The organism is Sphingomonas leidyi (assembly GCF_011761945.1).
GTDB classification, from domain to species: Bacteria; Pseudomonadota; Alphaproteobacteria; order Sphingomonadales; family Sphingomonadaceae; genus Sphingomonas; species Sphingomonas leidyi.
On sequence record NZ_JAASQV010000001.1, the window covers coordinates 626,257 to 649,888 of the forward strand.

A 23,632-nucleotide genomic window follows, 5' to 3' on the forward strand; every position below is an offset into this window, starting at 1 on the left:
GTTCAGCGGGGCAGCTGCACCACATTGTTGAGCCGGGTCACTTCGGGGGCATTGCCGGGAAGCGCCACGCGGATGCGCGCCGCCCCCTTGGGGAGGTTGAGCTTCACGGTCGTGGCTCTGGGGACGAGGTCGAGCGGGGCGGCGAGGGCCGGGATCGGAGCGGTGGCGAGCGCCTTGCCCGCCGTGTCCTCGATCGTGAGCGTGCCGCCGGCCACATCCTGCGCGCCGAGGCTGTGGACGGTAACCGCCAGCTTGCCGCCCTTCACCACCACATCGTCGCTGCCGATGCCGAGGTCCGGGCGCGTGGCGACATCCTCGCCCGGCGTCTTCAGGGTGAACGCGATCTCGGTCGTCGCATGCGGCGCGAAGGTCACCCGGGTCGCGGCGCTGCGTTCGAGATGGAGCGCGGTGGTGGTGCCGTTTGTCACCATTTCCCATTCGCCGGCAGTGATATTCCACGTGCGCATCTCGGCGGTCTGCGGGGTGTCGCCGGTGTTGTAGGCGATCACCTTGAAGCGGGTCGGCGTTGCCCCAGGCACCAGGATCGCGGTCTTCAGCGCGCCTTCGGGATCGTCGAAGCGCCAGCTCACCGCATTGCCCGGCCAGGTCTGGTTGCGGCGGAGCGCGATGCCGCCAAGCCGCTCGCGCTGGAGGATCTCGTTCGGCTGGTCGACCCGGTCGGACCACCAATGGCCTTCGGTATACATGTATTGGCGCTGCGATTTGTCCGCGATCGCCGCGGCGTGGAGCGATTCCAGATATCCGGTGTCGCCGGTCGCATCCCATGCGGCCCATTGCTCGAAGGCGCCGCCTTTCTTCGCCTTGTCGGCGAGCGTCTTCGACCAATCCTTGTCGGCGCCGAGCAGCTTGATCGCGTTCTCGTTGATGTCCTGCACCGAGGCGGGGCCGCTCTTGCCCACCCGGGCAAGGATCGGGGCCAGGTATTTCGCCTCGCCGGTGAAGCGATAGGCCGCCCATGCCGCCTGGAGTGGGGTGGAGGCGCCGCCGCCATCGCCGGCGCGCTCGGCATCGGTGCGCCAGTTGATCTCGTTCGGCCAGCTCCAATTGCCGTTCGCGTCCTGCTTGCCATGGGCGAGCAGGCCGTCGGTGACGCCGGTGATCAGGCTGCGTGCATCGGGATTGCCGTTATAGAGGCCGAGCAGCGTCGGCGCGTGGAGGACGACGAAGCTATAGGGCTTCTGCCACTCGAACGGCCCCTCGCGGTACATCTTGCGCGCGCCGTACCAGTTGCTCGCGAAGTGGAGATGGCCGGCCGGGTTGGGGAGGATGACGGTCTTGAGCGCCTTCACCGTCGCCATCAGCCGCTCCACTGCGCGCGGCTCGCCCCAGTTGAGATAGAGCCGCTCGGCATCCGAGTTCATGCCTTCCTCATAGGCGTGGAGCTCGTCGGTGGTGATATGGCCCAGGCCGTTCACCATCATGCCGTTCTTGTACACCGCCTCGGACAGCGCGCGGAGCGAGCCGTTGATCTTGTCCGGGTCGACGCCCATCAGCGCCAGGCCCGGCCATTGCTGGGTCAGGTCGGTATCGTCGGAGATGCCGCCGCCGAAATCGCCATAGGGCACCTGGCGATTGTCGATCCACCAGTTCACGAACTGGCGGGTGATCTTCAGGTCCTCGAGCTGGCGGAAGGCCCAGAGCGGCACGCCGGCGGGGGCTTCCGGCTGTTTGAACGCGGGCAGGTTCTGCGGGCCATAGCTGATGTCCGCCCAATAGCGGCGCCCTTCGACATGATCGGGATCGACGCGGAGCAGGTCGCTGACGTCCGCGAAGACGCGGGCATACATGGCGGCGCGCTTCGAGGCGGTGTGCTCCTCTACCAGGAAGCCCCAATTGTCCTTCACCTGGTTGAACCGGTCGGCGACGTGCTCGGGAAGCGCGGCGGCGCGGTCCTTGAAGACCAGGCGGATGTTCATCCCGTCGAGCGATGCCGGACCGAAATCGGGAGCCGCGGAAGCGATGGCGAGATAGAGGCTGTCGTTGGTAAGGATGCGGTCGCGCAGGTCGAGCCAGAGCGTGCGCGCCTCGCCGGGGCGGACCGAGACGGACAGGTCGATCATGTCGCGACCCGGCCAGATCGGGTCCTTCACCTTGATGTTCAGCGGGATCAGCCCGTCCCTGCCGGGCGTCGCCTTGAGCGCGGGAATGTCGATCGCGATGCCGTCGAGCCCGTCGCGGCTGTTCTCCCAGCCATAGTTCCAGGCGCGGGCAAGCGCGCGGCCGGGGAAGGCGTCGCCGAAGCCCGAGGGGATCAGGATGTGGACGATCGGCATCGCCCCCGCGACATGCGTGGCGGCACCGGTCGAGGTGGCGCTGCCCGCGCCCGCGGCGGCCGATCCGGCGCCGGGGGGCAAGGCGAGCACGGTGTTGCGCTCGTCGGCGGGATAGCGGCCGCGGATGAAGCGGTTGAGCCCTTCGAGCGCGGCAAGATCGGCGGAGACCTGGGCATTCACGGTGTAGCCGAGCTTGAAACTGCCCTCGGGCTCCCTGGCGGGGCCGATATCATAGGCCCAGATCTCCTGGATCGGCTGCTCCGGCATCATATTGGTGAAGCGGAGCGCGCCGCCCTGTGCCGTGCCTAGGGAAGTGACGCTGCGAACGGCGCCCTGGGGGCGCTTCGCGAGGTTGCGGAAGCTGGAGCCGTCCGCGCTGTAGTCGAGCGCGCCATAGGCGGCGCCGCGGATCTCGACGCGGTTGAACCGCTCGCCGGCGGGAACGGTCAGCGTGTAGGTCTTGCCGCCTTCGACATAGACGTTCCAGTCGGGCAGCTCGAAATAATCGTCGCGGCCGGGGAGCCTGGAGCGATTATAGACGCCGGGCCAGGTCGTCTCGGCGATGCCGTCCACGCCCTTCCACATCCACTCCTTCAGGTCCTTCGCGTCGGCGAACTCGACCTTGCGGACGCCGGTGACCCTGTCGGCGAGCACCGGCGGGGAGGCGGCGTCCCAGCCGAAGCGATGGAGCCAGGCAGTGCGCTTGCCCGCCTGGTCGGCAGCCGGGGCGGTGGCGGGTTCGGCCTTGGCGGCGAGCGCGGCGATGCCCGCCCCGTCGAGCATGCGATCATAGACGCGGATCTCGTCCAGGTCGCTGCCGCGCATGAAATTGTAGCGGCTCTGCACCTGATGCGGTGCCATCACGCGGCCGGCCATGCCGAACTGGTCGAGCCCGGTATCGAGATCGGCCCTCTGGTCCTTGCGCGCGACTTCCTCGCCGTCGACGAAGAGCCGCACGCCGACGCTTTCGTCCCAGGCGAAGGCGATGTGCTGCCACGCATCGGGCGCGGGGTTCTGCGGCAGCTTGAACGACACCCGGATGCGCGAGAGGTTCGCATCGGTCACGAAGGCGTCGAAACCGTGGCCGTTCCAGTCGATGCGCAGGAACGCCATGTCCCAGCTGGAATGATCGGCATAGCCGACGCGGAAGATCACGAAGGGCGCCTCTCCCACCGGCTCGCGCGAGCGCCAGAAGAAGGAAAGGGTGCCGCGCTGCGCCTGGATGTTGCCCGGCGCGTTCCAGGCGATGTAGCCGTCGTCCGCCCAGCGAAAGGCGCCGCCGATCGCGCCGTCGGGCACGTTGGTCACCTTGGTCTGGAAATTGGGGACCGCGTCGCCGCCGGCCTTCTCGGCCGTGCCGCCCCTGTCGCCCGAGGCGCGGAAGAGCAGGCGCTCGTCCGTGCTCTGGGCCGCGGCGGGGTTTGCGGCGAGCGCGAGCGCCCAGGCCAGGGCGATGCTGGTGGACGTGCGGATCATGACATGCCTCTCTGAACGAACAGGACGGTCTGCGCCGCCGCTTCCGTCAAGCATGGCGACGCTTGACACCGGTGACAATAGCTTTCTCGTTTCCGTGCGATGTCGACGATTGCGTTCGAGGTGCGTTGACGCGCCGATCTGACACCGGTAGCATCGGCGCGACATCTGCGGAACCGCACAAAGCCGGACGCAGGACTTCGGAGAGGAGATCGCGCGCAAGTTACTCGACATGGCCCGGCACCGGTTCCGGCCTGTCTTCTCCCATGGCTCTTGGACCGCAGGAGGCGAGCGGTTCCCGGGCAGGCGAAGCGGGAAGGGGCGGCGTGTCGGGCGACGGCTTGCGCGTGCGCGGGCCGAACATGGCGGGCGGCCCTCACGCGACGGGAACATGGGGAATTTCAAGTTGATCGAAGGACGGGAATCGGCCGAGGCCATCGCCCAAGCATTTGTCGCGGCCCGACAGGCAGGAAATGCACTGACCGACTATCCGGGCGCGCTGCCGGGCACGCTCGAGGAAGCCTATGGCATCCAGGAACGCGCGATCGCGCTGTTCGGCGACCGGATCGCGGGATGGAAAGTGGGCAAGATCCCCGCGCCGCTCGACGCGACCTATGGCACCAACCGGCTGACCGGGCCGATCTTCGCCGATTCGGTGGTGACCGCCGCCAATGGCGAAGTGCCGGAAATGCCGGTGTTCGAGCAGGGCTTCGCCGCGGGCGAGGCCGAATATCTGCTCCGCCTGGGCGCGCTCCCCGAGGATTTCGACCGGCCGTGGACCAATGCGGAAGTCGCCGAATATGTCGATGCCATCCATGTCGGCATCGAGGTCGCCAGCTCGCCCTTTGCGGGGATCAACGCGCACGGCCCGGCCGTGACCGTCTCGGATTTCGGCAACAACAACGGCCTGGTGATCGGTGCGGAAATTCCGCGCGGCACGGATTTCCTTGAATGGCCGGTAGCGCTAACAATCGAAGATGAAGTGGCCGGCGCGGCGACCGCGAGCACCATGCTCGACGGCCCGTTCGGCGCCGTCCGCTTCCTGTTCGAGCTTGCCGCCGACCGGCAGCTGCCGCTCGCGCCGGGCCAGTGGATCTCCACCGGCGCAGTCACGGGCGTCCATCCGGTTCGCGTCGGCGAGCTGGTGGAGGCGCGGTTCGCGGATGACTACAGCGTCCGGTGCCGTATCGTCGGCATCCACGACGCCTGAGGACCGGTCGCGAAACGCGATAAAGAGAGACGAGGGAGAGGATGATGGCGAGTAAGGGAGAGGCGGCAGTCTCCGGCGCGGTTTCGCGCGTCGGGCGCTATCGCTGGGTGATCGTGGGGCTGCTCTTCGCCGCCACCGCGATCAACTATGTCGACCGGCAGATGATCGCGGTGCTCAAGCCCGACCTGTCGAAGGAGCTCGGCTGGACCGAGACCGACTATGCCAACATCGTCTTCTACTTCCAGGCCGCCTATGCGATCGGCTATCTCGCCTTCGGCAAGGTGGTCGACGCGATCGGCGCGCGCTTCGGCTATGCCATCGCGGTAGTGATCTGGACGATCGCGCACGTGGCGCATGGCGGCGTGCACACCGTCATGCAGTTCACCCTGGCCCGCTTCGGCCTGGGCATCGGCGAATCGGGCAATTTTCCGGCCGGCGTCAAGACCGTCGCGGACTGGTTCCCGGCCAAGGAGCGCGCCTTCGCGGTGGGCCTGTTCAACGCCGGATCGAACGTCGGCGCGATCCTCACGCCACTGCTGATCTGGGCGATGGTGCCCGCCTTTGGCTGGCGCATGACCTTCGTGATCACCGGCATCTTCGGCGTGATCTGGCTGGTCGCCTGGCTCGCCATCTTCCGCGACAAGCCGGCGGACCACCCCAAGGTGGGTGCGGCGGAGCTCGCCTATATCACCCAGGATCCCGCCGATCCCGAAGTGAAGGTGAAGAACCTGTGGGGCAAGCTGCTCCGCACCAGGGAGACCTGGGCCTTCGCGCTCGGCAAGTTCTTCATCGATCCGATCTGGTGGTTCTACCTGTTCTGGCTGCCGAGCTGGCTGGGCAAGGAATATGGCCTGAACCTGACCAGCTGGGATTCGCCGACCGCGGCGATCGCGCTGGGCGCGATCTATCTGATCTCCGACGTCGGCTCGGTCGCGGGCGGCTGGCTCTCGGGCAAGCTGATGAGCACCGGCATGAGCGTGAACAAGGCGCGCAAGCTCACCATGCTGATCTCGGCCTGTTTCGTGCTGCCGGTGATGTTCACCACCTTCTACGGCAATCTCTGGCTCAGCGTGTTCGTGGTCGGCGTGGCCGCGGCGGCGCACCAGAGCTTTTCGGCGACGCTCTACACCATTCCCTCGGACACGGTGCCGCGCTTCGCGGTGGGCTCGGTGATCGGGATCGGCGGCACGCTGGGCGCGGTCGGCGGCATGGTGTTCTCGAAATATGCGGGTTATGTGCTCGATGCGATCGGCAGCTATGCGCCGCTCTTCATCGTCGCGGGTGCGGCCTATTTCCTGGCGCTGCTTTCGATCCACCTGCTTTCGCCGCGCCTGGCGCGCGCCGACGTCGCGTAACGGAAAGGACTGGACGATGGCCCGGCCCCTGAAGCTCGATCCCGACCGGCTGTTCCCGGCCGAGGACCGCACGCGGGAGATCGCCCGCGCGCTCTATGCCGAAGTGGCCGGGCTGCCGATCATCAGCCCGCACGGGCACACCGATCCGGCCTGGTTCTCCACCAACGCCAACTGGTCGAACGCCACCGAATTGCTGCTCTCGCCGGATCACTATATCTATCGCATGCTCTATTCGCAGGGCGTGGCGCTGGACGCGCTGTGCGTGCCCGACAAGGCGGGCATGCCGGCGACCGATCCGCGCGGAGCCTGGCGCACCTTTGCCGAGCATACCCATCTGTTCCGCGGTACGCCCTCGGCGATGTGGCTGGGGCATGTGTTCGGCGAGGTGTTCGGCTTCGACGTGGCGCTCGATGCCGGCACCGCCGATCATTATTACGACACGATCAACGCAAAGCTGGCGACCGACGCGTTCAAGCCGCGGGCGCTGTTCGACCGCTTCAACATCGGCTTCCTCGCCACCACCGAGGGGCCGCAGGACGACCTGGCGCCGCATCACGCGATCCATGCCTCGGGCTGGGGCGGGCGCGTCGTCACCACCTATCGCCCCGATGCGGTGATCGATGTCGAGCATGAGCAGTTCCCGGGCGCGATGAAGGTCTTCGCCGAGAGGACGGGCGAGGACGTATATTCGTGGGACGGCTATCTCGCCGCCCACCGCAAGCGCCGCGCCGATTTCCGCGCCGCCGGCGCTACCGCGACCGACCATGGCCATCCGACCGCGGCGACCGCGAACCTGGGCAGGGACGAGGCCGAGCGGCTGTTCCGCACCATCCTGTCCGATCGCTGGACCCCGCAGGACGCCGAGCTGTTCCGCGCCCAGATGCTGACCGAGATGGCGGCGATGAGCGTCGAGGACGGAATGGTGATGCAGATCCATCCGGGATCCTTCCGCAACCACAATGGCGGGCTGTTCGAGAGCCATGGCCGCGACAAAGGTGCGGATATCCCGATGCGCACCGATTACGTCCACGCGCTGAAGCCGCTGCTCGACCGGTTCGGCACCTCGACCGACCTTTCGATCATCCTCTTCACGCTCGACGAGACCGTCTATTCCCGCGAGCTGGCGCCGCTGGCCGGCCATTATCCCTGCCTGAAGCTGGGTCCCAGCTGGTGGTTTCATGATTCGCCGGAGGGCATGCGCCGCTTCCGCGAGCAAGTGACCGAGACCGCCGGTTTCTACAACACCGTCGGCTTCAATGACGACACCCGCGCCTTTCTTTCGATTCCCGCCCGGCACGACGTCGCCCGGCGTGTCGACTGCGCCTTCCTCGCGCGGCTGGTCGCCGAGGGGCGGCTGCTCGACTGGGAAGCGGCCGAGCTGGCGCACGAACTTACCAACGGGCTGGTGCGCAAGGCGTACAAGCTCGATCAACCCGCGCCGGCGCCCGTCGCCGCCGCTGCCTAACCCAACGGAGTCCCCATGTTCGACCGGACCTATTACGCCACGCACCCCGACATGATGGAGTGCGTCTCGAACGAGGAACTGCGCGACCGCTATCTGATCACGGGCCTGTTCCGTGCCGGCGAGTGCGTGCTCAACTATACCCATGCCGATCGCATGGTGATCGGGGGCGTCGCGGTGGCCACGGGCGCAGTGAAGCTGCCCGACCAGACCGAGCCGGCCTCGGCGGCGGGGCACCCGTTCCTCGAGCGCCGCGAGCTGGCGGTGGTGAACATCGGCGGCGTCGAAGGCGTCGTGACCGTGGACGGCGAGGCCTTCACGCTGGGCAACAAGGACTGCCTGTACGTGACGATGGGCGCCCGGGACGTGCAGTTCTCGGGCGACGGCGCGCGCTTCTACCTGGTTTCGTGCCCGGCGCATAAGGGCTTCCAGACCCGCAAGCTCGGCATCGCCGACGCCAACCGGCTGGACCGCGGCACGCTGGAGGAATCGAACGAGCGCTCGATCTATCAGCTCGTCATCCCGGGCGTGTGCGACAGCGCGCAGCTCGTCATGGGCCTGACGGTGCTCAAGCCCGGCAGCGTGTGGAACACCATGCCGCCGCACATTCACGAGCGTCGCAGCGAGATCTATCTCTATTTCGAGCTCGACGATCTCGAGAAGGACCGCGTGTTCCATTACATGGGTGAAGGGGAGGCGACCCGGCACATCGTGATGCAGAACGAGGAGGCAGTGATCAGCCCGCCCTGGTCGATCCACATGGGCGCAGGTACGAAAGCGTACGCGTTCATCTGGGCGATGGCGGGCGAGAACCAGGACTATACCGACATGAACGTGCTGGACATCTGCCAGCTGGCGTAAGGCCGCCTCTCCCCCTCCCCGCAAGGGAGGGGGCCGGGGGTGGGTGGCGTGCTCGCGTTGCTGACGTCGCGAGCAGGACCGTCGCCGTACCGCCCGGACGCTACCCACCCCCAGCCCCTCCCTCGCCGGGAGGGGAGTGAGAAGAGCCATGACCAATCCCTTCGATCTTTCCGGCCGCGTCGCGGTCGTCACCGGCGCCAATACCGGCATCGGCCAGGGCATCGCGCTGGCGCTCGCCGCGGCCGGTGCCGATATCGCCGCGGTGGGCCGCACGCCTGCGCAGGAAACGGTGGAGAAGGTCCGTGCGCTGGGCCGCAGGGCGGAGATCGTCTCGGCCGATCTCTCGACCATCGCGCCTGTGGACAGGGTTGTGGACGAAGCTGTGGATAAGTTGGGCGGACTCGACATCCTGGTCAACAATGCCGGCATCATCCGCCGTGCCGACAGCCTCGACTTCACCGAGGCGGATTGGGACGCGGTGGTCGATACCAACCTGAAGTCGGTGTTCTTCCTCTGCCAGGCGGCGGCGAAGCACATGGTGGGGAACGGCCGGGGCAAGATCATCAACATCGCCTCGATGCTCACGTTCCAGGGCGGCATCCGCGTGCCGAGCTATACTGCGTCCAAGTCGGGCATCGGCGGGCTGACCAAGCTGCTCGCCAACGAATGGGCGGCCAAGGGCATCAACGTGAACGCGATCGCCCCCGGCTACATCGCCACCAACAACACGGCGGCGCTGCAGGCGGACGAGAACCGCAACCGTTCGATCATGGAACGCATCCCGGCCGGCCGCTGGGGCGATCCGGCGGACATGGGCGGCGCGGCGGTGTTCCTCGCCTCGGCGGCTTCGGACTATGTCCAGGGCCATATCCTGGCGGTCGATGGCGGGTGGCTGGCGCGATGAGCATTGCCTTTTTCGGCGAGCTGATGCTGCGGCTCTCGCCTCCGGGGCGCGAGCTGCTGCTCCAGACCCCGAAGTTCGAGGTGAATGTCGGCGGGGCCGAGGCGAATGTCGCGACGGGGCTGGCATGCCTCGGGCACAAGGTGCGGATGATCTCCGCCGTCTCGGACAACCCGCTCGGCGGCGCGGTGATCGGCGAGCTGCGACGGCGCGGAGTCGACACTTCGACGATCGTCTCCGAGCCCGGCCGGCTCGGCCTGTATTTCCTGACGCCCGGCGCGGGGCTGCGCGCGTCCGAAGTGGTCTATGACCGGGCGTATTCCGTGTTCGCCCGGCGCCCGGCCGATGCCTGGGACTGGGACGCGCTGCTCGACGGTGCCACGCGGCTGCACCTGTCGGGCATCACGCCGGCGCTCGGCCACAACACCGCGAGCGCGGCGATCGCCGCGGCGGAAGCGGCGGCCGCCAAGGGCATCCCGGTCTCGTTCGACGGCAACTACCGTGCGAAGCTGTGGGAGAGCTGGGACAGCGACCCCAAGGCGGTGCTGACCCGGCTGATCGGCCATGCCGACCTGCTGTTCGGCAACCATCGCGACATCTCGTTGCTGCTCGGGCGCCAATTCTCGGGCGACGGCGCCGATCGCCGGCGCGAGGCGGCGGAAGCGGCGTTCGCGGCCTTTCCGAAGCTCCAGACGATTGCCAACACCGCGCGCCATGTCGACGATGCCGACAGCCACTGCGTCTCGGCGCGGGTCGATACGCGGGCCGGCGGCTACCAGACCGACGAGGTGCTGATCGCCGGGATCGTCGATCGCATCGGCGCCGGCGATGCGTTCGCCGCGGGCGTGCTGCACGGCCTGATCGAGAGCGGCGGCGACGCGAAGGCGGCGGCGCGGGCGGGCCTGGCGCTCACGGCGCTCAAGCATTCGCTGCCCGGCGACGCGAGCCTATTCACGCGCGAGGACCTGGCGGCGTTCGACGAAGGCGGGCTCGACGTCCGCCGTTGAAGCCTCGCCCGATCCGAGGCGAGGAAATTGGGTCGGGAGAGGATGATGCAGGTTTCGAGGCGAAGCGTGCTGGCGGGTGGCGCGGCATTGGCGGCGGTGCCGCTGGCGGTGCGTGCCGCATCCGGCGAAGCGGTGGTCGCGACGCGAGCCGGGCGGTTCGAAGGCGATCGGCTGGGCGGCGGCATGCTGCGCTTCCGTGGCATCCGCTATGGCAACGCCCCGCGCTTCCGCGCGCCGACGGCCGTCGCGGCGCCCGGCGCCGTCGTGCCCGCCCATGAATATGGTCCGATCTGCCCGCAGGGCAGGGGGGATCAGCGCGCCTCCGAGGACTGCCTGTTCCTCAACATCTGGACGCCCGGTGCCGATCCCGCGGCCAGGCGCCCGGTGATGCTCTACATCCATGGCGGCGCCTATTCGAACGGCACCGTCACCGTGCCGCTGAACGACGGCGCGAGGCTGGCGGCGGCCGAGGACGTGGTGGTGGTGACGGTCAACCACCGGCTCAACGCGCTCGGCTATCTCTATCTCGCCCGCTTCGATCCGCGCTTCGCGGACAGCGGCAATCTCGGCCAGCTCGACCTGATCCTCGCGCTGCAATGGGTGCGGGACAATATCGCGGCGTTCGGGGGCGATCCGCGGCGTGTCTTCGTGTTCGGCCAGTCGGGCGGCGGCGCGAAGATCGCGACGCTGATGGGCATGCCGGCGGCCAGGGGGCTGTTCCATTCGGCGGCGACGATGAGCGGGCAGCAGGTGACCGCATCGGGGCCGCTCAACGCGACGAAGCGGGCCCAGGCCTATCTCGCCAGGCTGGGCGTGCGGGAGGGGGACCTCCAGCCCCTGCTCGATATGCCGGTCGAGAAGCTGGTCGACGCGCTGGACGCGACCGACCCGATCCTGGGCGGCGGCGTCTATTTCGGGCCGGTGCTCGACATGAAGTGGCTCACCCGCCATCCCTTCTGGCCCGACGCCAATCCGCAGGGCCTGGCGATCCCGATGATCCTGGGCAACACGCATGACGAGACACGCGCCTTCATCGATCCCAATTCGGAGAAGGTGCGGGGGCTGACCTGGGACAATGTCGCTGCGCGCATGGCGCCCGAACTGCGCATGGACCTGCTGCCCGAATGGGTGGTCGCCCAGTATCGCGCGCATTTCCCGGCCGATACGCCCGAGCAGCTCTTCTATCGCGCCACCACCGCCGGCCGGAGCTGGCCGGGCCAATGGCTCGAAGCGGATGCGCGGGCGGCGGCGGGGGCCGGGGCGACCTGGGTCTATCAGGTCGACTTCCAGTCGCCGACCAGGCCCGAGCGCGGCGCGCCGCACACGATGGACATCGCGCTGGCCTTTGGCACGCTCGATGCGCCGGGATCCTATACCGGCACCGGCCCGGCGGCGCAGAAGCTGAGCGGGCAGGTGATGGGCGCATTCGCTGCGCTCGCACGCACCGGCCGGCCGGTGGCGAGGGGCCTGCCCGCCTGGACGCCCTATGCCTTGCCGGGCCGGGCGACGATGCTGTTCGACGCGCCCAGCCGCCTGGCCAGCGATCCGCGCAAATGGGAGCGCGAGCTGTGGAGCCGGGTGCCGTACATCCAGCCGGGGAGTTGAGCCGGTAAATTGACACCGATGGCCAATTCGCCCGGCCGATAATATCGTATCGCTTTGTCCTGCAAGCCATTATGTTCGCGGGATGGAGAGAACCGGAAAGCCCACGATCAACGACGTCGCCCGTATCGCCGGCGTCTCGAAGAAGACCGTCAGCCGGGTGATCAATCGCTCGCCGTTGCTCAATGGAGACACGCGCGCGAAGGTCGAGCAGGTGATCAGCGAGCTGGGCTATGTCCCCAATGTCCAGGCGCGCGCGCTGGCGCTGCGCCGCAACTTCCTGATCGGCCTGATCCACGACAATCCCAATGCGCAGATGGTGATGAACGTCCAGGCCGGCATGCTCGAGGCGATGCGCGACACCGAGTTCGAGCTGATCGTCCGCCCGATCGACCGGGGCAGCTCGACCATGCTCGAGGACGTGCGCAACTTCCTCGAGCGCCAGCGGCTCTATGGCGTGATGTTCCTGCCGCCCGTCTCGGAGAACGAAATGGTGGCGGAGCTCTGCCGCGAGCTCGGCATCCGCTATGTCCGCATGGGATCCGCCACGCTGGACGCGTCCGAGCACATGGTCGCCTCGAACGATTGCGACGTGGTGACCGAGGCAGTGAACCATCTGATCTCGCTCGGCCATCGCCGCATCGGCCTGATCGCCGGCCCGCACGGCTTCCGTTCCGCGCGCGAGCGCCGCAAGGGCTTCGAGAATGCGCTGGAGGGGGCGGGGATCAAGCTGCCGCGCAGCCTGATCGCCGACGGCAACTACACGTTCGAGACCGGGCTGGCCGCCGCCGACCGGCTGCTCGACCTGTCGCCGCGCCCCACCGCGATCTTCGCCTCGAACGACGAGATGGCCGCCGCCACGCTCCATGCCGCGCGCCGCCGGGGCATGAGCGTGCCCGAGGACCTGTCGATCGTCGGCTTCGACGATACCGCCATCGCCTCGCACATCTGGCCGCCGCTCACCACGGTGCACTGGCCGATCATCTCGATGGCGCGCTCGGCGGCGCTGAAGCTGCTGGCGGACTTCTTCGGGGACGACGGCAATGCCGTGGAGGAGCCGTCGCTCTTCCCCTCGACGCTGATCCACCGCGCCTCGGTCGCGCCGCCGCGCGAGGGATAGATTCGAGCGCCAATCGGCAAATGCCGTCATCCCGGCGAAGGCGGGATGACGGCGGAGAATGCGAAGGGGGCGCCATCGCCCGCCGGCAACCGGCTCGAAAGGCCGCCTGAAACCCACGCTGCACGGCGGCATTTCCCCGATGTTGCTGAAATGCCGCAATCGTCCGATTGTGACATTTTGTTCAATGACACCGGTTGACACACAGGGGTGGTAGCGCGATCAATGGAGTGAACAAGCGTGGCTGAATACGCTTGCGCCCAAGTGGACGCGAAGATCCGCAAGAGGGGCGTGGGAGGGGGCAAGTCGCGACATGGCTGGATCTTGCGGAACGGCTCGCGTCGTTTTCCGCAGTGCTGCGTCGCACCCTGATTCCAGGCTCCGCCGGGCGCATCGACTCATGCTTGTCGATGAGAGGACTTTGGGGGAGGAAACCATGCTTTCTATCGCTGACACCCTTGCCGCGCGCCGTTCGGCGTTGCGCGGCACGACGGCGCTGGGTGCGCTCGGCATGGCGCTGCTGACGGCGGCGCCGGCCTGGGCACAGGCCACCGAGACCGCCGCCGCGGCGACTGTCGCCGCGCAGGACGATCCGCAAGCCGCGCCGCAGGACCAGACGGAAAGCGGCGACCTGATTGTTGTCACCGGTTTCCGCGCTTCGCTGGCCAGCTCGGTCAACATCAAGCGCAATTCGAACCAGATCGTCGACGCGATCACCGCCGAGGACATCGCCGACTTCCCGGACGCGAACCTGGCGGAATCGATCCAGCGGCTGCCCGGCGTCTCGATCGACCGCGACAATGGCGAGGGCCGCACGATCACCGTGCGCGGCCTGGGCGGCGACTTCCAGATGGTCCGCCTCAACGGCGCCGATGCGCAGAACGTCTCGGGCGGCAACCAGTCCGATGCCGGCGCGAACCGCTCGCGCGGCTTCGACTTCAACACCTTCGCTTCCGAGCTGTTCGGCGGCATCAAGGTGACCAAGTCGACTGCAGCGGAGAATGACGAAGGCTCGCTCGGCGCGATCATCGACCTGACCACCGGCCGCCCGCTTTCCTACAAGAAGAACCGCTTCGCCGTGGGGGCCGAGGCCGAGTATCGCGAGAACGGCAAGAAGTGGAACCCGCGCTTCACCGGCCTCGCCTCGGTGCGGGTGACCGACAATTTCGGCATCCTCGTCTCGGGCGCGTACCAGAAGCAGGAACAGCAGATCGACGCCTATCGCCGCAACATCGGCGTGTTCGAATATGCCTATCGCAACTCGCAGATCGCCGGCGTGACGCCGAACGTGTTCGGCTTCGCCCGCCCGAGCAACCAGGGCACCGGCGCCACCTTCGGCTCGGACCCGGCGGCCTATGCGCTGGTCACGCCGACCACGATCATCCCGGGCCTGCCCTCGGTCGGCCGCCAATATCTGGACTATGAGCGGATCGGCGCCACCGCGACGATGCAATGGAAGCCGGGCCCGGGCACCGAGATCACGCTGGACGGCGTCTTCTCGCGCTACGACCAGAACAGCAACAACACCGGCATCACGCCGATCGGCCTCAACCGCAACGGCACCAATGCGCGCGTGGTGGGGACGGGCACCAACGGGCTGCGCGCGATCGGCACCGCCAATGGCTATGCCGACCGCGTGGCACTCTATGCGAACTGCGTGCCCAGCGCGATCATCGACTGCAATGGCGATCAGGCGGGCAACGGCGTCGGCCAGGCGCCGCTCGCCGGCTATTACAACAGCCTCAACCCGAACAACCTCAATCCGTTCGACTATTACAACAATCCCGCCTCGCCGGGCTATGTCGCGACCGCCAACCAGATCGGCTATTACAACGAGCTGCTCGGCCGCCCGAACACCAAGATCCGCGAGGCGCATGTCAACAGCGCCGGCCAGGCCGATTATCTCGTCCTCGACGATGTCGACTGGCGCAGCTTCGCCGATACCCAGTTCGGCCGGACCGATTTCAAGCAGGTGACGCTGAACGTCCATCAGGAACTCGCGCCGGGCCTTTATGCCGATGCGACCGGCGGCTGGTCGAAATCGCAATTCCGCGCCTATGGCCTGCTTGCCGAGTTCAACGCGATCGACCAGGACGGCTACACGTTCGACGAGCGCGCCGGCGGGAAGATGCCGGTGTTCAAGCCGGGCTTCGACGTGGCGAACCCGAACAGCTGGACGCTGGTGAAGGGCCTGTCGACGATCCGCTACTTCACCAACACCGTGGACAACGAGTTCAAGGTGGCGCGGGTGAATTTCACCTATGAAGCGTTGCCCGAGATGTCGATCCGCTTCGGCGGGACTGCCAAGCAATTCGCCTATTCCGGCGATCAGGGCCGCCGCAACCAGTCGATCGAGGCGATCAACCCGACGCTGGCCGAGGCGCGGCTGGGCATCACCGATCTCGGCCAGACCATTGGCTTCGGCCAGGGGCTGAACGTGACGCAGGGCACGCCGACCAGCTATTATGCGCCCGATATCAAGAAGTTCATCAATCAGTTCGGCATCAACTGCAACTGCGTGAACAAATGGGGCGATTTCCGTGCCGTGGTCGACGGGCGGCAGCGCTCGGGCGTGACCGAGAACGATGTGTCGGGCTATTTCCAGGTCGACTACAACGTCAACCTGCTCGGCCGGCCGCTGCGCGGCAATATCGGCCTGCGCGTCGCCAACACCCGCGTCTCGGGTTCGGGCAATGTCGGCGGCGCCGATGGCGTGGCGGGCCTCGCGGTGACCGCGAAGAACGAATATTGGGACTGGCTGCCCGCGATGAACGCGAACTGGGAAGTCGCCGACAATTTCCTCGTCCGCTTCGCCGCCTCCAAGGTGATGTCGCGCCCGCAGCTCGCCAGCCTGACGCCGGGCACCACTGCCTTCACCACCAGCCTGAACGCGAACGGCACGGCGCCGACGCTGACGGTGGGCAATCCCTATCTCAACCCGTTCCGCGCGACCAATCTCGACCTGAGCTTCGAGAAATATTTCGCGAATAACGGCCTGATCGCGGTGAACCTGTTCAAGAAGAACATCGATACCTTCCCGCAGCAGGTCGCGCTCGAGGCGCCGCTATCGGCCGTGTTCGAGCCCGAGGTGTACCAGCAGGTGCTGACCTTCGTCACCAACCCCGCGCTGCTCGGCTACACCATGGCCGGCGGCACCTGGGGCATCCGCCAGTTCAAGGATGCGCCCGGCGGCCATATCAAGGGCGTGGAAGTCAATCTGCAGACCGACTTCTTCTTCCTGCCCGGCTTCCTGAAGCATTTCGGCGTGATCGCGAACTACACGCATATCGATTCCAGCCTGAGCTACCTGACCGGCACGGGGCTGAGCACCAGCCAGACGGTGTCGGGCACGGCGGTGAACAGCTATGCCGAGGGGCCGTTCCTCAACACCTCGCCGGACGCGTTCAACGCGACGCTCTATTACGAGGACAGCAAGTTCTCGGCGCGCGTCTCGGGGGCATGGCGGGCGCGCTACGTGAACCGCTTCCCGCTGGCGACGGGCACCTGCTCGGTGGGCACCACCACCGTGGGCGGCGGCCCGTGCAACTCGCCGGTGTTCGCGGACTTCGGCTATAACGAGAACCAGCTGAACATCGACTTCGCGATGTCCTATGCGGTGACCGACTTCGCCAAGCTGTCGCTCGAGGGCCGCAACATGACCAATACGCCGCAATATCGCACCATGTATGCGGCGAACCCGGTCAGCCAGACCTATGCCAGCACCGGGCGGATCATCACCGCCGGCCTGCGCATGAGCTTCTGATCGCGTGGGGGATGGGGCGGCGCCGCGGGGCGCTGCTCCTGCCTCGCCGCTCTTGTCTGCACCTATCCATCCCTGTTTCGTCACCCCCGATCCAGGGTTCCTTTGCCGTGTCGCTCCTGACTCTGGATCCCCGTCTGCGCGGGGATGACGGCTATCGGGCGACATAGGGCATGGGATTGCAGGCTAAATCTCCACCTGGCTGCCCAGTTCGACCACGCGGTTGGTGGGGAGCTTGAAGAACTCCATCGCGCTTTCGGCGTTGCGGACCATCCAGGCGAACAGCTTCTCGCGCCAGATCGCCATGCCGGGCCGGGCCGAGGCGATCAGCGTCTGCCGCGCGAGGAAATAGCTCGTCTCCATTGCCTTGAACTTCTCGCCCACGGCCTCGCCCAGCGCATGGAGCGCAGCGGGGATGTCGATCTCGTCCATGAAACCGTAGTGGAGGATGATCCGGTAGAAGCCCTCGCCGAGCGGCTTCACTTCGGCCCGGGCTTCGGGGGCGACGTGCGGCACCTGTTCGATCGCGACGGTGAGGATCACCACGCGATCGTGCAGCACCTTGTTGTGCTTGAGGTTGTGGAGCAGCGCGGGCGGAATGTCGTCGGTGCTGGCGAGGAACACGGCGGTGCCCGGCACGCGCTGCACCGAATGGCCGGCGGACTGGATGAAGATCTGGATCGGCATCGCCCCCTCGTGCAGCCGCGCGCGGACCAGCCGGCGCCCGGTTGCCCAGGTGGTGAGCAGCGTGAAGACGATCGCGGCGACGAGCAGGGGGAACCAGCCGCCATCGGGGATCTTGGTGACGTTCGAGGCGAAATAGAGCCCGTCGATCAGCAGGAAGCCGCCGGTGACCAGCCCGGCCACCACCGGCGGCCATTTCCATACCGCGAAGGTGAGCACGCCCAGCATGCAGGCGGTGATGAACATCGTGCCGGTCACCGCGATGCCATAGGCGGCGGCGAGGTTGCTCGAGCTGCGGAAGCCGAGGACGAGCAGGATCACCATGATCAGCAGCAGCCAGTTGGTGAGCGGGACATAGATCTGCCCCGCCGCCTTGGCGCTGGTGTGGCGGATGCGCAGGCGCGGAAGGAAGCCGAGCTGCACTGCCTGCTGCGTCACCGAGAAGGCGCCCGAGATCACGGCCTGGCTGGCGATCACCGTCGCCATGGTGGCGAGGATGACGAGCGGGAGGCGGGCCCAGTCCGGTGCCAGCAGGAAGAACGGGTTCTCCACGGCTGCCGGATTGCTCAGCAGCAGCGCCGACTGGCCGAGATAGTTGAGCATCAGGCAGGGAAAGGCGATGTAGAGCCAGGAGACCATGATCGCCTTGCGGCCGAAATGGCCCATATCGGCATAGAGCGCCTCGGCCCCGGTCACCGCCAGCACCACCGATCCCAGCGCCAGGAAGGCGAGCATGGGATCGAGCAGGAAGAAGTTGAGCGCGTACCATGGGTTGAGCGCCCACAGGATGTCGGGGCTCCGCGCGATCCCGAGCACGCCGAGCACCGCGATGACGGCGAAATAGAAGACCATCACCGGGCCGAACAGCCGCCCGACCCGCGCGGTGCCGTGCGACTGGATCATGAAGAGGCCGATCAGGATGGCGATGCTGATCGGCAGCACCAGCTGCGACAGCGAGTCCTCGACCGTGGCGAGCCCCTCCACCGCCGACAGCACGGATACGGCGGGCGTGATGATCGCGTCGCCATAGAAGAGCGCGGTGGCGATCACGCCCAATATCGTCACCCACGGCGTCCAGCGCGTCTCGCCCAGCTTGCGCGCGATCAACGCGAGCAGCGCCAGGCTGCCACCTTCGCCCTTGTTGTCCGCGCGCAGGATGATGATGACGTACTTGACCGTCACCACCAGCACCATCGTCCAGAAGACCAACGAGAGCACGCCGAAGATGTGCTCCCGGTCCACCGCCAGCGGATGATGGCCGATGAAGCTTTCCTTGAGCGAATAGAGCGGCGAGGTGCCGATATCGCCGAACACCACGCCGATCGCGCCGACGGCGAGCGTGCCGAGCCGATCCTGATGGCCGGGCGAATGGCCGGTTTCGGCGGTCTGCGTCGCGTTCAAGGCGTGCCTTTCCCTGCCGGCTCCCCCTTCGGCGCCGTCGAGCCTCGCCTAGTATTCAGAGGTTTCGGCCGCTGCCAACGATTTTATGGAATCTTTATGCGGCGCCCGAACTTCCCCGTGGAACCTTAACTGGCCTCCGCCCCACATCGCCGCTCGCGACATCCTGTCCGGGAGATTCATCGTGGGTGCGTTGATGCGCCGTCTGGAAAGCGGAGCCGGGGGCTGGCCGGCACAGGCCGGGTTGCGGCTGGGCGGCGCGCTGCTGCTCGGCGGCTGCGCGCTGGCGGTGTGGGCGCTCATCGTCTCGATCCACCGCCTGCCGCTGCACAATGCCGACCCCGCCGAGTTCGGCGAGGCCGTTTTTTCCGTCATCGCCTGGGCGCTGGGCTGGGCGCTGCTGATCGAGGGACCGGGCCTGTTCCGGCTGATCCCCGTGCCGCCCCGTCACGTCCGCTTCGACAATCGGCGCCGCGATCGCCGCCAATAGGGGAAAGAAGACCATGAACGACCTGATCTGGCTGGGAGCGCTCGCAGGGCTGTTCCTGCTCACGCTCGCCTGCGTCCGCCTTTGCGACCAGGCCTGAGGAGAATCGCCGTGCCGCTGCCGCTCGCGCTCGCCGGGCTCACCGCCCTGGGCCTGCTCATCTACCTCGTGGCCGTGCTCGTCCGGCCCGAGCGCTTCTGATCGGACTACACCATGACCGTACAAGGCTGGATGCTGATCCTCGTCTTCCTGATCCTCCTCGTCGCGCTCGCCAAGCCGATGGGGAGCTGGCTCTTCGCCATCTATGAAGGGCGGCGCACGCCGCTCCACGTCGTGCTCGGCCCGGTCGAGCGCGGCTTCTACAAGCTCGCCGGCGTCGACCCGAACGCCGAGCAGGGCTGGCGCCGCTATGCGCTGCACATGCTGGCGTTCCAGCTGGCGACCTTCGCCTTCACCTATTGCGTGCTGCGCTTCCAGGACGTGCTGCCGCTCAATCCGCGCGGGCTGGCCGGCCAGTCGCCCGACCTTGCCTTCAACACGGCGGTGAGCTTCACCACCAACACCAACTGGCAGAGCTATTCGGGCGAGAGCCTGTCGATCCTCAGCCAGATGCTCGGCCTTGCCATCCACAATTTCCTGTCGGCCGCGACCGGCATCGCGATCGCCTTCGCGCTGTTCCGCGGCTTCGCGCGGCGCCAGGCCGCGGGCATCGGCAATTTCTGGGCCGACATGACCCGGGTGACGCTCTACGTCCTGCTGCCGGCATGCATCGTCTATGCGATCTTCCTGATCGCGAGCGGCGTGCCGCAGACCTTCCTGACCTCGGTCGACGCGACGACGCTGGAAGGCGCCAGGCAGACGATCCTGATGGGGCCGGTGGCCAGCCAGGAAGCGATCAAGATGCTCGGCACCAATGGCGGCGGCTTCTTCAACGCCAATTCCGCGCATCCCTTCGAGAATCCGGGCGCGCTCACCAACTTCGTCCAGATGCTGTCGATCCTGGTGATCGGCACGGGCCTGACCCACACGTTCGGCCGGGCCGTGGGCAATACCCGCCAGGGCTGGGCGATCCTCGCCGCGATGCTGGTGATGTTCGTCGCCGGCACCACCGTCACCTATTGGCAGGAAGCCGCGGGCAACCCGGCGCTCCATCATCTCGGCCTCGCCGGGGGCAGCATGGAGGGCAAGGAAGTCCGCTTCGGCATCGCGGCCAGCGCCCTGTTCAGCGTGGTCACGACGGCTGCGTCCTGCGGCGCGGTCAATGCCATGCACGACAGCCTGACTCCGCTCGGCGGCATGATCCCGCTGTTCAACATGCAGCTGGGCGAAGTCGTGATCGGCGGCGTCGGCGCGGGCATCTACGGCTTCCTGCTCTTCGCCATCCTCGCGGTGTTCGTCGCGGGGCTGATGGTGGGCCGCACGCCCGAATATGTCGGCAAGAAGATCGAGAGCCGCGAGGTCAAGCTCGCCGTGCTGGCGATCGCGGTGCTGCCGCTGATGATCCTGGGCGGCACCGCGCTCGCCTCGGTGCTGCCGGCGGGGCTTGCTGGCCCGCTCAACAAGGGGCCGCACGGCTTCACCGAGATCCTCTATGCCTTCACCTCGGCCACGGCGAACAACGGATCGGCCTTTGGCGGCCTGAGCGCGAACACGCCCTTCTACAACGGCATGCTGGGCGCTGCGATGTGGGTCGGCCGCTTCTTCATCATCGTGCCCGCGCTCGCCATTGCCGGCAGCCTGGCCGCGAAGAAGGTGCACCCGGAAAGCGCGGGCTCGTTCCCGACCACCGGCCTGCTCTGGGTCGGCCTGCTCGTCGGCATCGTCCTGATCCTGGGCGGGCTCACCTTCCTGCCCAGCCTCGCGCTCGGTCCCATCGCCGATCATCTCGCGATGATCCACGGCCAGCTCTTCTGAGGTCCATTTCCATGACGACCGCAACCCTGTTCACGCCCGCCCTGATCGGCCCTGCCATCGGCGATGCGTTCACCAAGCTCGATCCGCGCCAGCTGGTGAAGAACCCCGTGCTCTTCACCACCGCGGTGGTCGCGCTCCTCCTCACCGTGCTGCTGTTCATCGGCGGCACCAGCCTCTCCTTGTCCTTCCAGGTCCAGCTGATCGTCTGGCTGTGGCTCACCGTGCTGTTCGGCACCTTCGCCGAGGCGCTGGCGGAGGGGCGGGGCCGCGCCCAGGCCGCGTCGCTGCGCGCCACCAAGTCGGAGCTCACCGCCCGGCTGCCGAACGGCAAGACCGTTCCGGCCTCGCAGCTGAAGAAGGGCGATATCGTCCTGGTCGAGACCGGCGACCTGATCCCGGCCGATGGCGAAGTGATCGAGGGCGTCGCCTCGGTCAACGAAAGCGCGATCACCGGCGAAAGCGCGCCGGTGATCCGCGAGGCGGGCGGCGACCGCTCGGCCGTCACGGCCGGCACCCGGGTGATCTCGGACCGGATCAGGGTGCGCGTCACCCAGGAGCCGGGCCAGGGCTTTCTCGATCGTATGATCGCGCTGGTCGAGGGCGCCGAGCGCCAGAAGACGCCGAACGAGATCGCCCTGACCATCCTGCTGGTCGGCCTGACGATCATCTTCCTGATCGCCGTCTCGACCATTCCCGGCTTCGCCGCCTATGCGGGCGGGCAGGTGCCGGTGGCGATCCTGGCGGCGCTGCTGATCACGCTGATCCCGACCACGATCGCGGCACTGCTTTCGGCGATCGGCATCGCGGGCATGGACCGGCTGGTGCGCTTCAACGTGCTCGCCAAGTCGGGCCGCGCGGTGGAAGCGGCGGGCGACATCGACGTGCTGCTGCTCGACAAGACCGGCACGATCACGATCGGCGACCGTGCCGCGAGCGAGTTCCGCCCGCTGGGCGGCGTCACCACCGACGAGCTGGCGCGCGCCGCGCTGCTCGCGAGCCTAGCCGACGAGACGCCCGAGGGCCGCTCGATCGTGACGCTGGCCCAGGGCAGATACGCCGTCGAGATCCGCAGCCTGCCCAAGACTGCCGAAGTCATTCCCTTCACTGCCCAGACTCGCATCTCGGGCGTTCGGATCGGCACCACGCTGATCCAGAAGGGCGCGGTCGACGCGGTGCTGCGCGCCAATCCGGGACTGGGCGAGACGGCGACGGGCGGCGACCTGCGCCGCATCGCCGAGGAGATCGCGCGCCAGGGGCAGACGCCGCTTGCCGTGGCCGAGGACGGCCGGCTGTTCGGCGTGATCGCGCTCAAGGACGTGGTCAAGGCCGGGGTACGCGAACGGTTCGGCGAGCTGCGTCGCATGGGCATCCGCACCGTGATGATCACCGGCGACAATCCCCTCACCGCCGCGGCGATCGCGGCCGAGGCGGGGGTGGACGATTTCCTCGCCGAGGCCACGCCCGAGGACAAGCTCGCGCTGATCCGCAAGGAGCAGCAGGGCGGCCGCCTGGTGGCGATGTGCGGCGACGGCACCAACGACGCGCCGGCGCTCGCCCAGTCCGACGTGGGCGTGGCGATGAACACCGGCACCCAGGCCGCGCGCGAGGCCGGCAACATGGTGGATCTCGACAGCGACCCGACCAAGCTCATCGAGATCGTCGGCCTGGGCAAGCAGCTGCTGATGACGCGCGGGGCGCTGACCACCTTTTCGGTCGCCAACGACATCGCGAAATATTTCGCGATCATCCCGGCGATGTTCGTCGCGCTCTATCCGTCGCTCGGCGTGCTCAACGTGATGCAGCTGTCGAGCCCGCAAAGCGCGATCCTCTCGGCGATCATCTTCAACGCGCTGATCATTCCCGCGCTGGTGCCGCTCGCGCTCAAGGGCGTGAAGTACCGCCCGATCGGGGCCGGGCCGCTGCTCGCGCGCAACCTGGCGATCTACGGCCTGGGCGGCGTGCTCGCCCCGTTCGCGGGGATCAAGCTGATCGACCTGGTCGTGGCGGGGCTGGGGCTGGCGTGACGCATTTGCCCGCCTTCCTGATTCGTCATCCCCGCCTGCGCGGGGATGACGGAAATTCCCTTGGCACTCCGACGCATTCTCCC

General features: G+C 67.4%; 15 protein-coding genes. 13 read left to right on the top strand and 2 right to left on the bottom strand.

Annotated elements, in window-relative coordinates:
- Positions 1-2: 2 nt before the first annotated feature.
- Positions 3-3,770, bottom strand: coding sequence for a LamG domain-containing protein (locus FHR20_RS03155; protein ID WP_167298176.1), 3,768 nt, complete (start codon positions 3,768-3,770; stop codon positions 3-5).
- A 403-nt stretch (positions 3,771-4,173) separates the two neighbouring features.
- Here FHR20_RS03155 and FHR20_RS03160 point away from each other — a divergent pair, with 403 nt between their 5' ends.
- The 9 genes from FHR20_RS03160 to FHR20_RS03200 all read left to right on the top strand — a co-directional run bounded on the left by FHR20_RS03160 (position 4,174) and on the right by FHR20_RS03200 (position 17,045).
- Positions 4,174-4,977: a 2-keto-4-pentenoate hydratase gene (locus FHR20_RS03160; protein ID WP_341786396.1), complete on the top strand. Its 804-nt coding sequence runs from the start codon at positions 4,174-4,176 to the stop codon at positions 4,975-4,977.
- A 44-nt stretch (positions 4,978-5,021) separates the two neighbouring features.
- Positions 5,022-6,332, top strand: a complete 1,311-nt coding sequence (locus tag FHR20_RS03165; RefSeq protein WP_167298178.1) for an MFS transporter — start codon at positions 5,022-5,024, stop codon at positions 6,330-6,332.
- A 16-nt stretch (positions 6,333-6,348) separates the two neighbouring features.
- Positions 6,349-7,797, top strand: coding sequence for a glucuronate isomerase (gene uxaC / locus FHR20_RS03170; protein WP_167298179.1), 1,449 nt, complete (start codon positions 6,349-6,351; stop codon positions 7,795-7,797).
- A gap of 15 nt (positions 7,798-7,812) precedes the next feature.
- Entirely contained in the window at positions 7,813-8,655 is an 843-nt protein-coding gene (gene kduI, locus FHR20_RS03175) for a 5-dehydro-4-deoxy-D-glucuronate isomerase (RefSeq protein WP_167298180.1), read from the top strand.
- A 148-nt stretch (positions 8,656-8,803) separates the two neighbouring features.
- Positions 8,804-9,559, top strand: coding sequence for a 2-dehydro-3-deoxy-D-gluconate 5-dehydrogenase KduD (gene kduD, locus FHR20_RS03180; protein WP_167298181.1), 756 nt, complete (start codon positions 8,804-8,806; stop codon positions 9,557-9,559).
- Entirely contained in the window at positions 9,556-10,563 is a 1,008-nt protein-coding gene (locus FHR20_RS03185; RefSeq protein ID WP_167298182.1) for a sugar kinase, read from the top strand. The genes kduD and FHR20_RS03185 overlap by 4 nt, the downstream gene beginning before the upstream one ends.
- A 42-nt stretch (positions 10,564-10,605) precedes the next feature.
- A complete protein-coding gene (locus FHR20_RS03190) occupies positions 10,606-12,168 on the top strand; it encodes a carboxylesterase/lipase family protein (RefSeq protein WP_167298183.1) in 1,563 nt (520 codons plus the stop codon).
- 82 nt (positions 12,169-12,250) lie between these two features.
- Positions 12,251-13,285: a LacI family DNA-binding transcriptional regulator gene (locus tag FHR20_RS03195; RefSeq protein WP_167298184.1), complete on the top strand. Its 1,035-nt coding sequence runs from the start codon at positions 12,251-12,253 to the stop codon at positions 13,283-13,285.
- Between the two features lie 433 nt (positions 13,286-13,718).
- Entirely contained in the window at positions 13,719-17,045 is a 3,327-nt protein-coding gene (locus FHR20_RS03200) for a TonB-dependent receptor domain-containing protein (RefSeq protein WP_167298185.1), read from the top strand.
- A gap of 183 nt (positions 17,046-17,228) precedes the next feature.
- Here FHR20_RS03200 and FHR20_RS03205 read toward each other — a convergent pair whose 3' ends face one another.
- The gene (locus FHR20_RS03205; RefSeq protein WP_167298186.1) at positions 17,229-19,127 is read right to left on the bottom strand and encodes a potassium transporter Kup; all 1,899 of its coding nucleotides are present in this window, start codon (positions 19,125-19,127) and stop codon (positions 17,229-17,231) included.
- Between the two features lie 193 nt (positions 19,128-19,320).
- Here FHR20_RS03205 and FHR20_RS03210 point away from each other — a divergent pair, with 193 nt between their 5' ends.
- The 4 genes from FHR20_RS03210 (at position 19,321) to kdpB (ending at position 23,549) form a co-directional block, all read left to right on the top strand.
- On the top strand, positions 19,321-19,614 hold the full coding sequence (locus FHR20_RS03210; RefSeq protein WP_167298187.1) for a hypothetical protein: 294 nt from the start codon (positions 19,321-19,323) through the stop codon (positions 19,612-19,614).
- 108 nt (positions 19,615-19,722) lie between these two features.
- Positions 19,723-19,812, top strand: coding sequence for a K(+)-transporting ATPase subunit F (gene kdpF, locus FHR20_RS03215; RefSeq protein WP_086128909.1), 90 nt, complete (start codon positions 19,723-19,725; stop codon positions 19,810-19,812).
- Positions 19,813-19,824: 12 nt separating this feature from the next.
- Entirely contained in the window at positions 19,825-21,525 is a 1,701-nt protein-coding gene (kdpA, locus tag FHR20_RS03220; RefSeq protein WP_167298188.1) for a potassium-transporting ATPase subunit KdpA, read from the top strand.
- Positions 21,526-21,536: 11 nt separating this feature from the next.
- A complete protein-coding gene (gene kdpB / locus FHR20_RS03225; RefSeq protein ID WP_167298189.1) occupies positions 21,537-23,549 on the top strand; it encodes a potassium-transporting ATPase subunit KdpB in 2,013 nt (670 codons plus the stop codon).
- Positions 23,550-23,632 lie beyond the last annotated feature (83 nt).

What these genes read in the sequence shown, in the direction of transcription:
- FHR20_RS03155 (WP_167298176.1), bottom strand. Translation starts at nt 3,770, where the DNA reads ATGATCCGCACGTCCACCAGCATCGCCCTGGCCTGGGCGCTCGCGCTC.
- FHR20_RS03165 (WP_167298178.1), top strand. Translation starts at nt 5,022, where the DNA reads ATGGCGAGTAAGGGAGAGGCGGCAGTCTCCGGCGCGGTTTCGCGCGTC.
- uxaC (WP_167298179.1), top strand. Translation starts at nt 6,349, where the DNA reads ATGGCCCGGCCCCTGAAGCTCGATCCCGACCGGCTGTTCCCGGCCGAG.
- kduI (WP_167298180.1), top strand. Translation starts at nt 7,813, where the DNA reads ATGTTCGACCGGACCTATTACGCCACGCACCCCGACATGATGGAGTGC.
- kduD (WP_167298181.1), top strand. Translation starts at nt 8,804, where the DNA reads ATGACCAATCCCTTCGATCTTTCCGGCCGCGTCGCGGTCGTCACCGGC.
- FHR20_RS03185 (WP_167298182.1), top strand. Translation starts at nt 9,556, where the DNA reads ATGAGCATTGCCTTTTTCGGCGAGCTGATGCTGCGGCTCTCGCCTCCG.
- FHR20_RS03190 (WP_167298183.1), top strand. Translation starts at nt 10,606, where the DNA reads ATGATGCAGGTTTCGAGGCGAAGCGTGCTGGCGGGTGGCGCGGCATTG.
- FHR20_RS03195 (WP_167298184.1), top strand. Translation starts at nt 12,251, where the DNA reads ATGGAGAGAACCGGAAAGCCCACGATCAACGACGTCGCCCGTATCGCC.
- FHR20_RS03200 (WP_167298185.1), top strand. Translation starts at nt 13,719, where the DNA reads ATGCTTTCTATCGCTGACACCCTTGCCGCGCGCCGTTCGGCGTTGCGC.
- FHR20_RS03210 (WP_167298187.1), top strand. Translation starts at nt 19,321, where the DNA reads ATGCGCCGTCTGGAAAGCGGAGCCGGGGGCTGGCCGGCACAGGCCGGG.
- kdpA (WP_167298188.1), top strand. Translation starts at nt 19,825, where the DNA reads ATGACCGTACAAGGCTGGATGCTGATCCTCGTCTTCCTGATCCTCCTC.
- kdpB (WP_167298189.1), top strand. Translation starts at nt 21,537, where the DNA reads ATGACGACCGCAACCCTGTTCACGCCCGCCCTGATCGGCCCTGCCATC.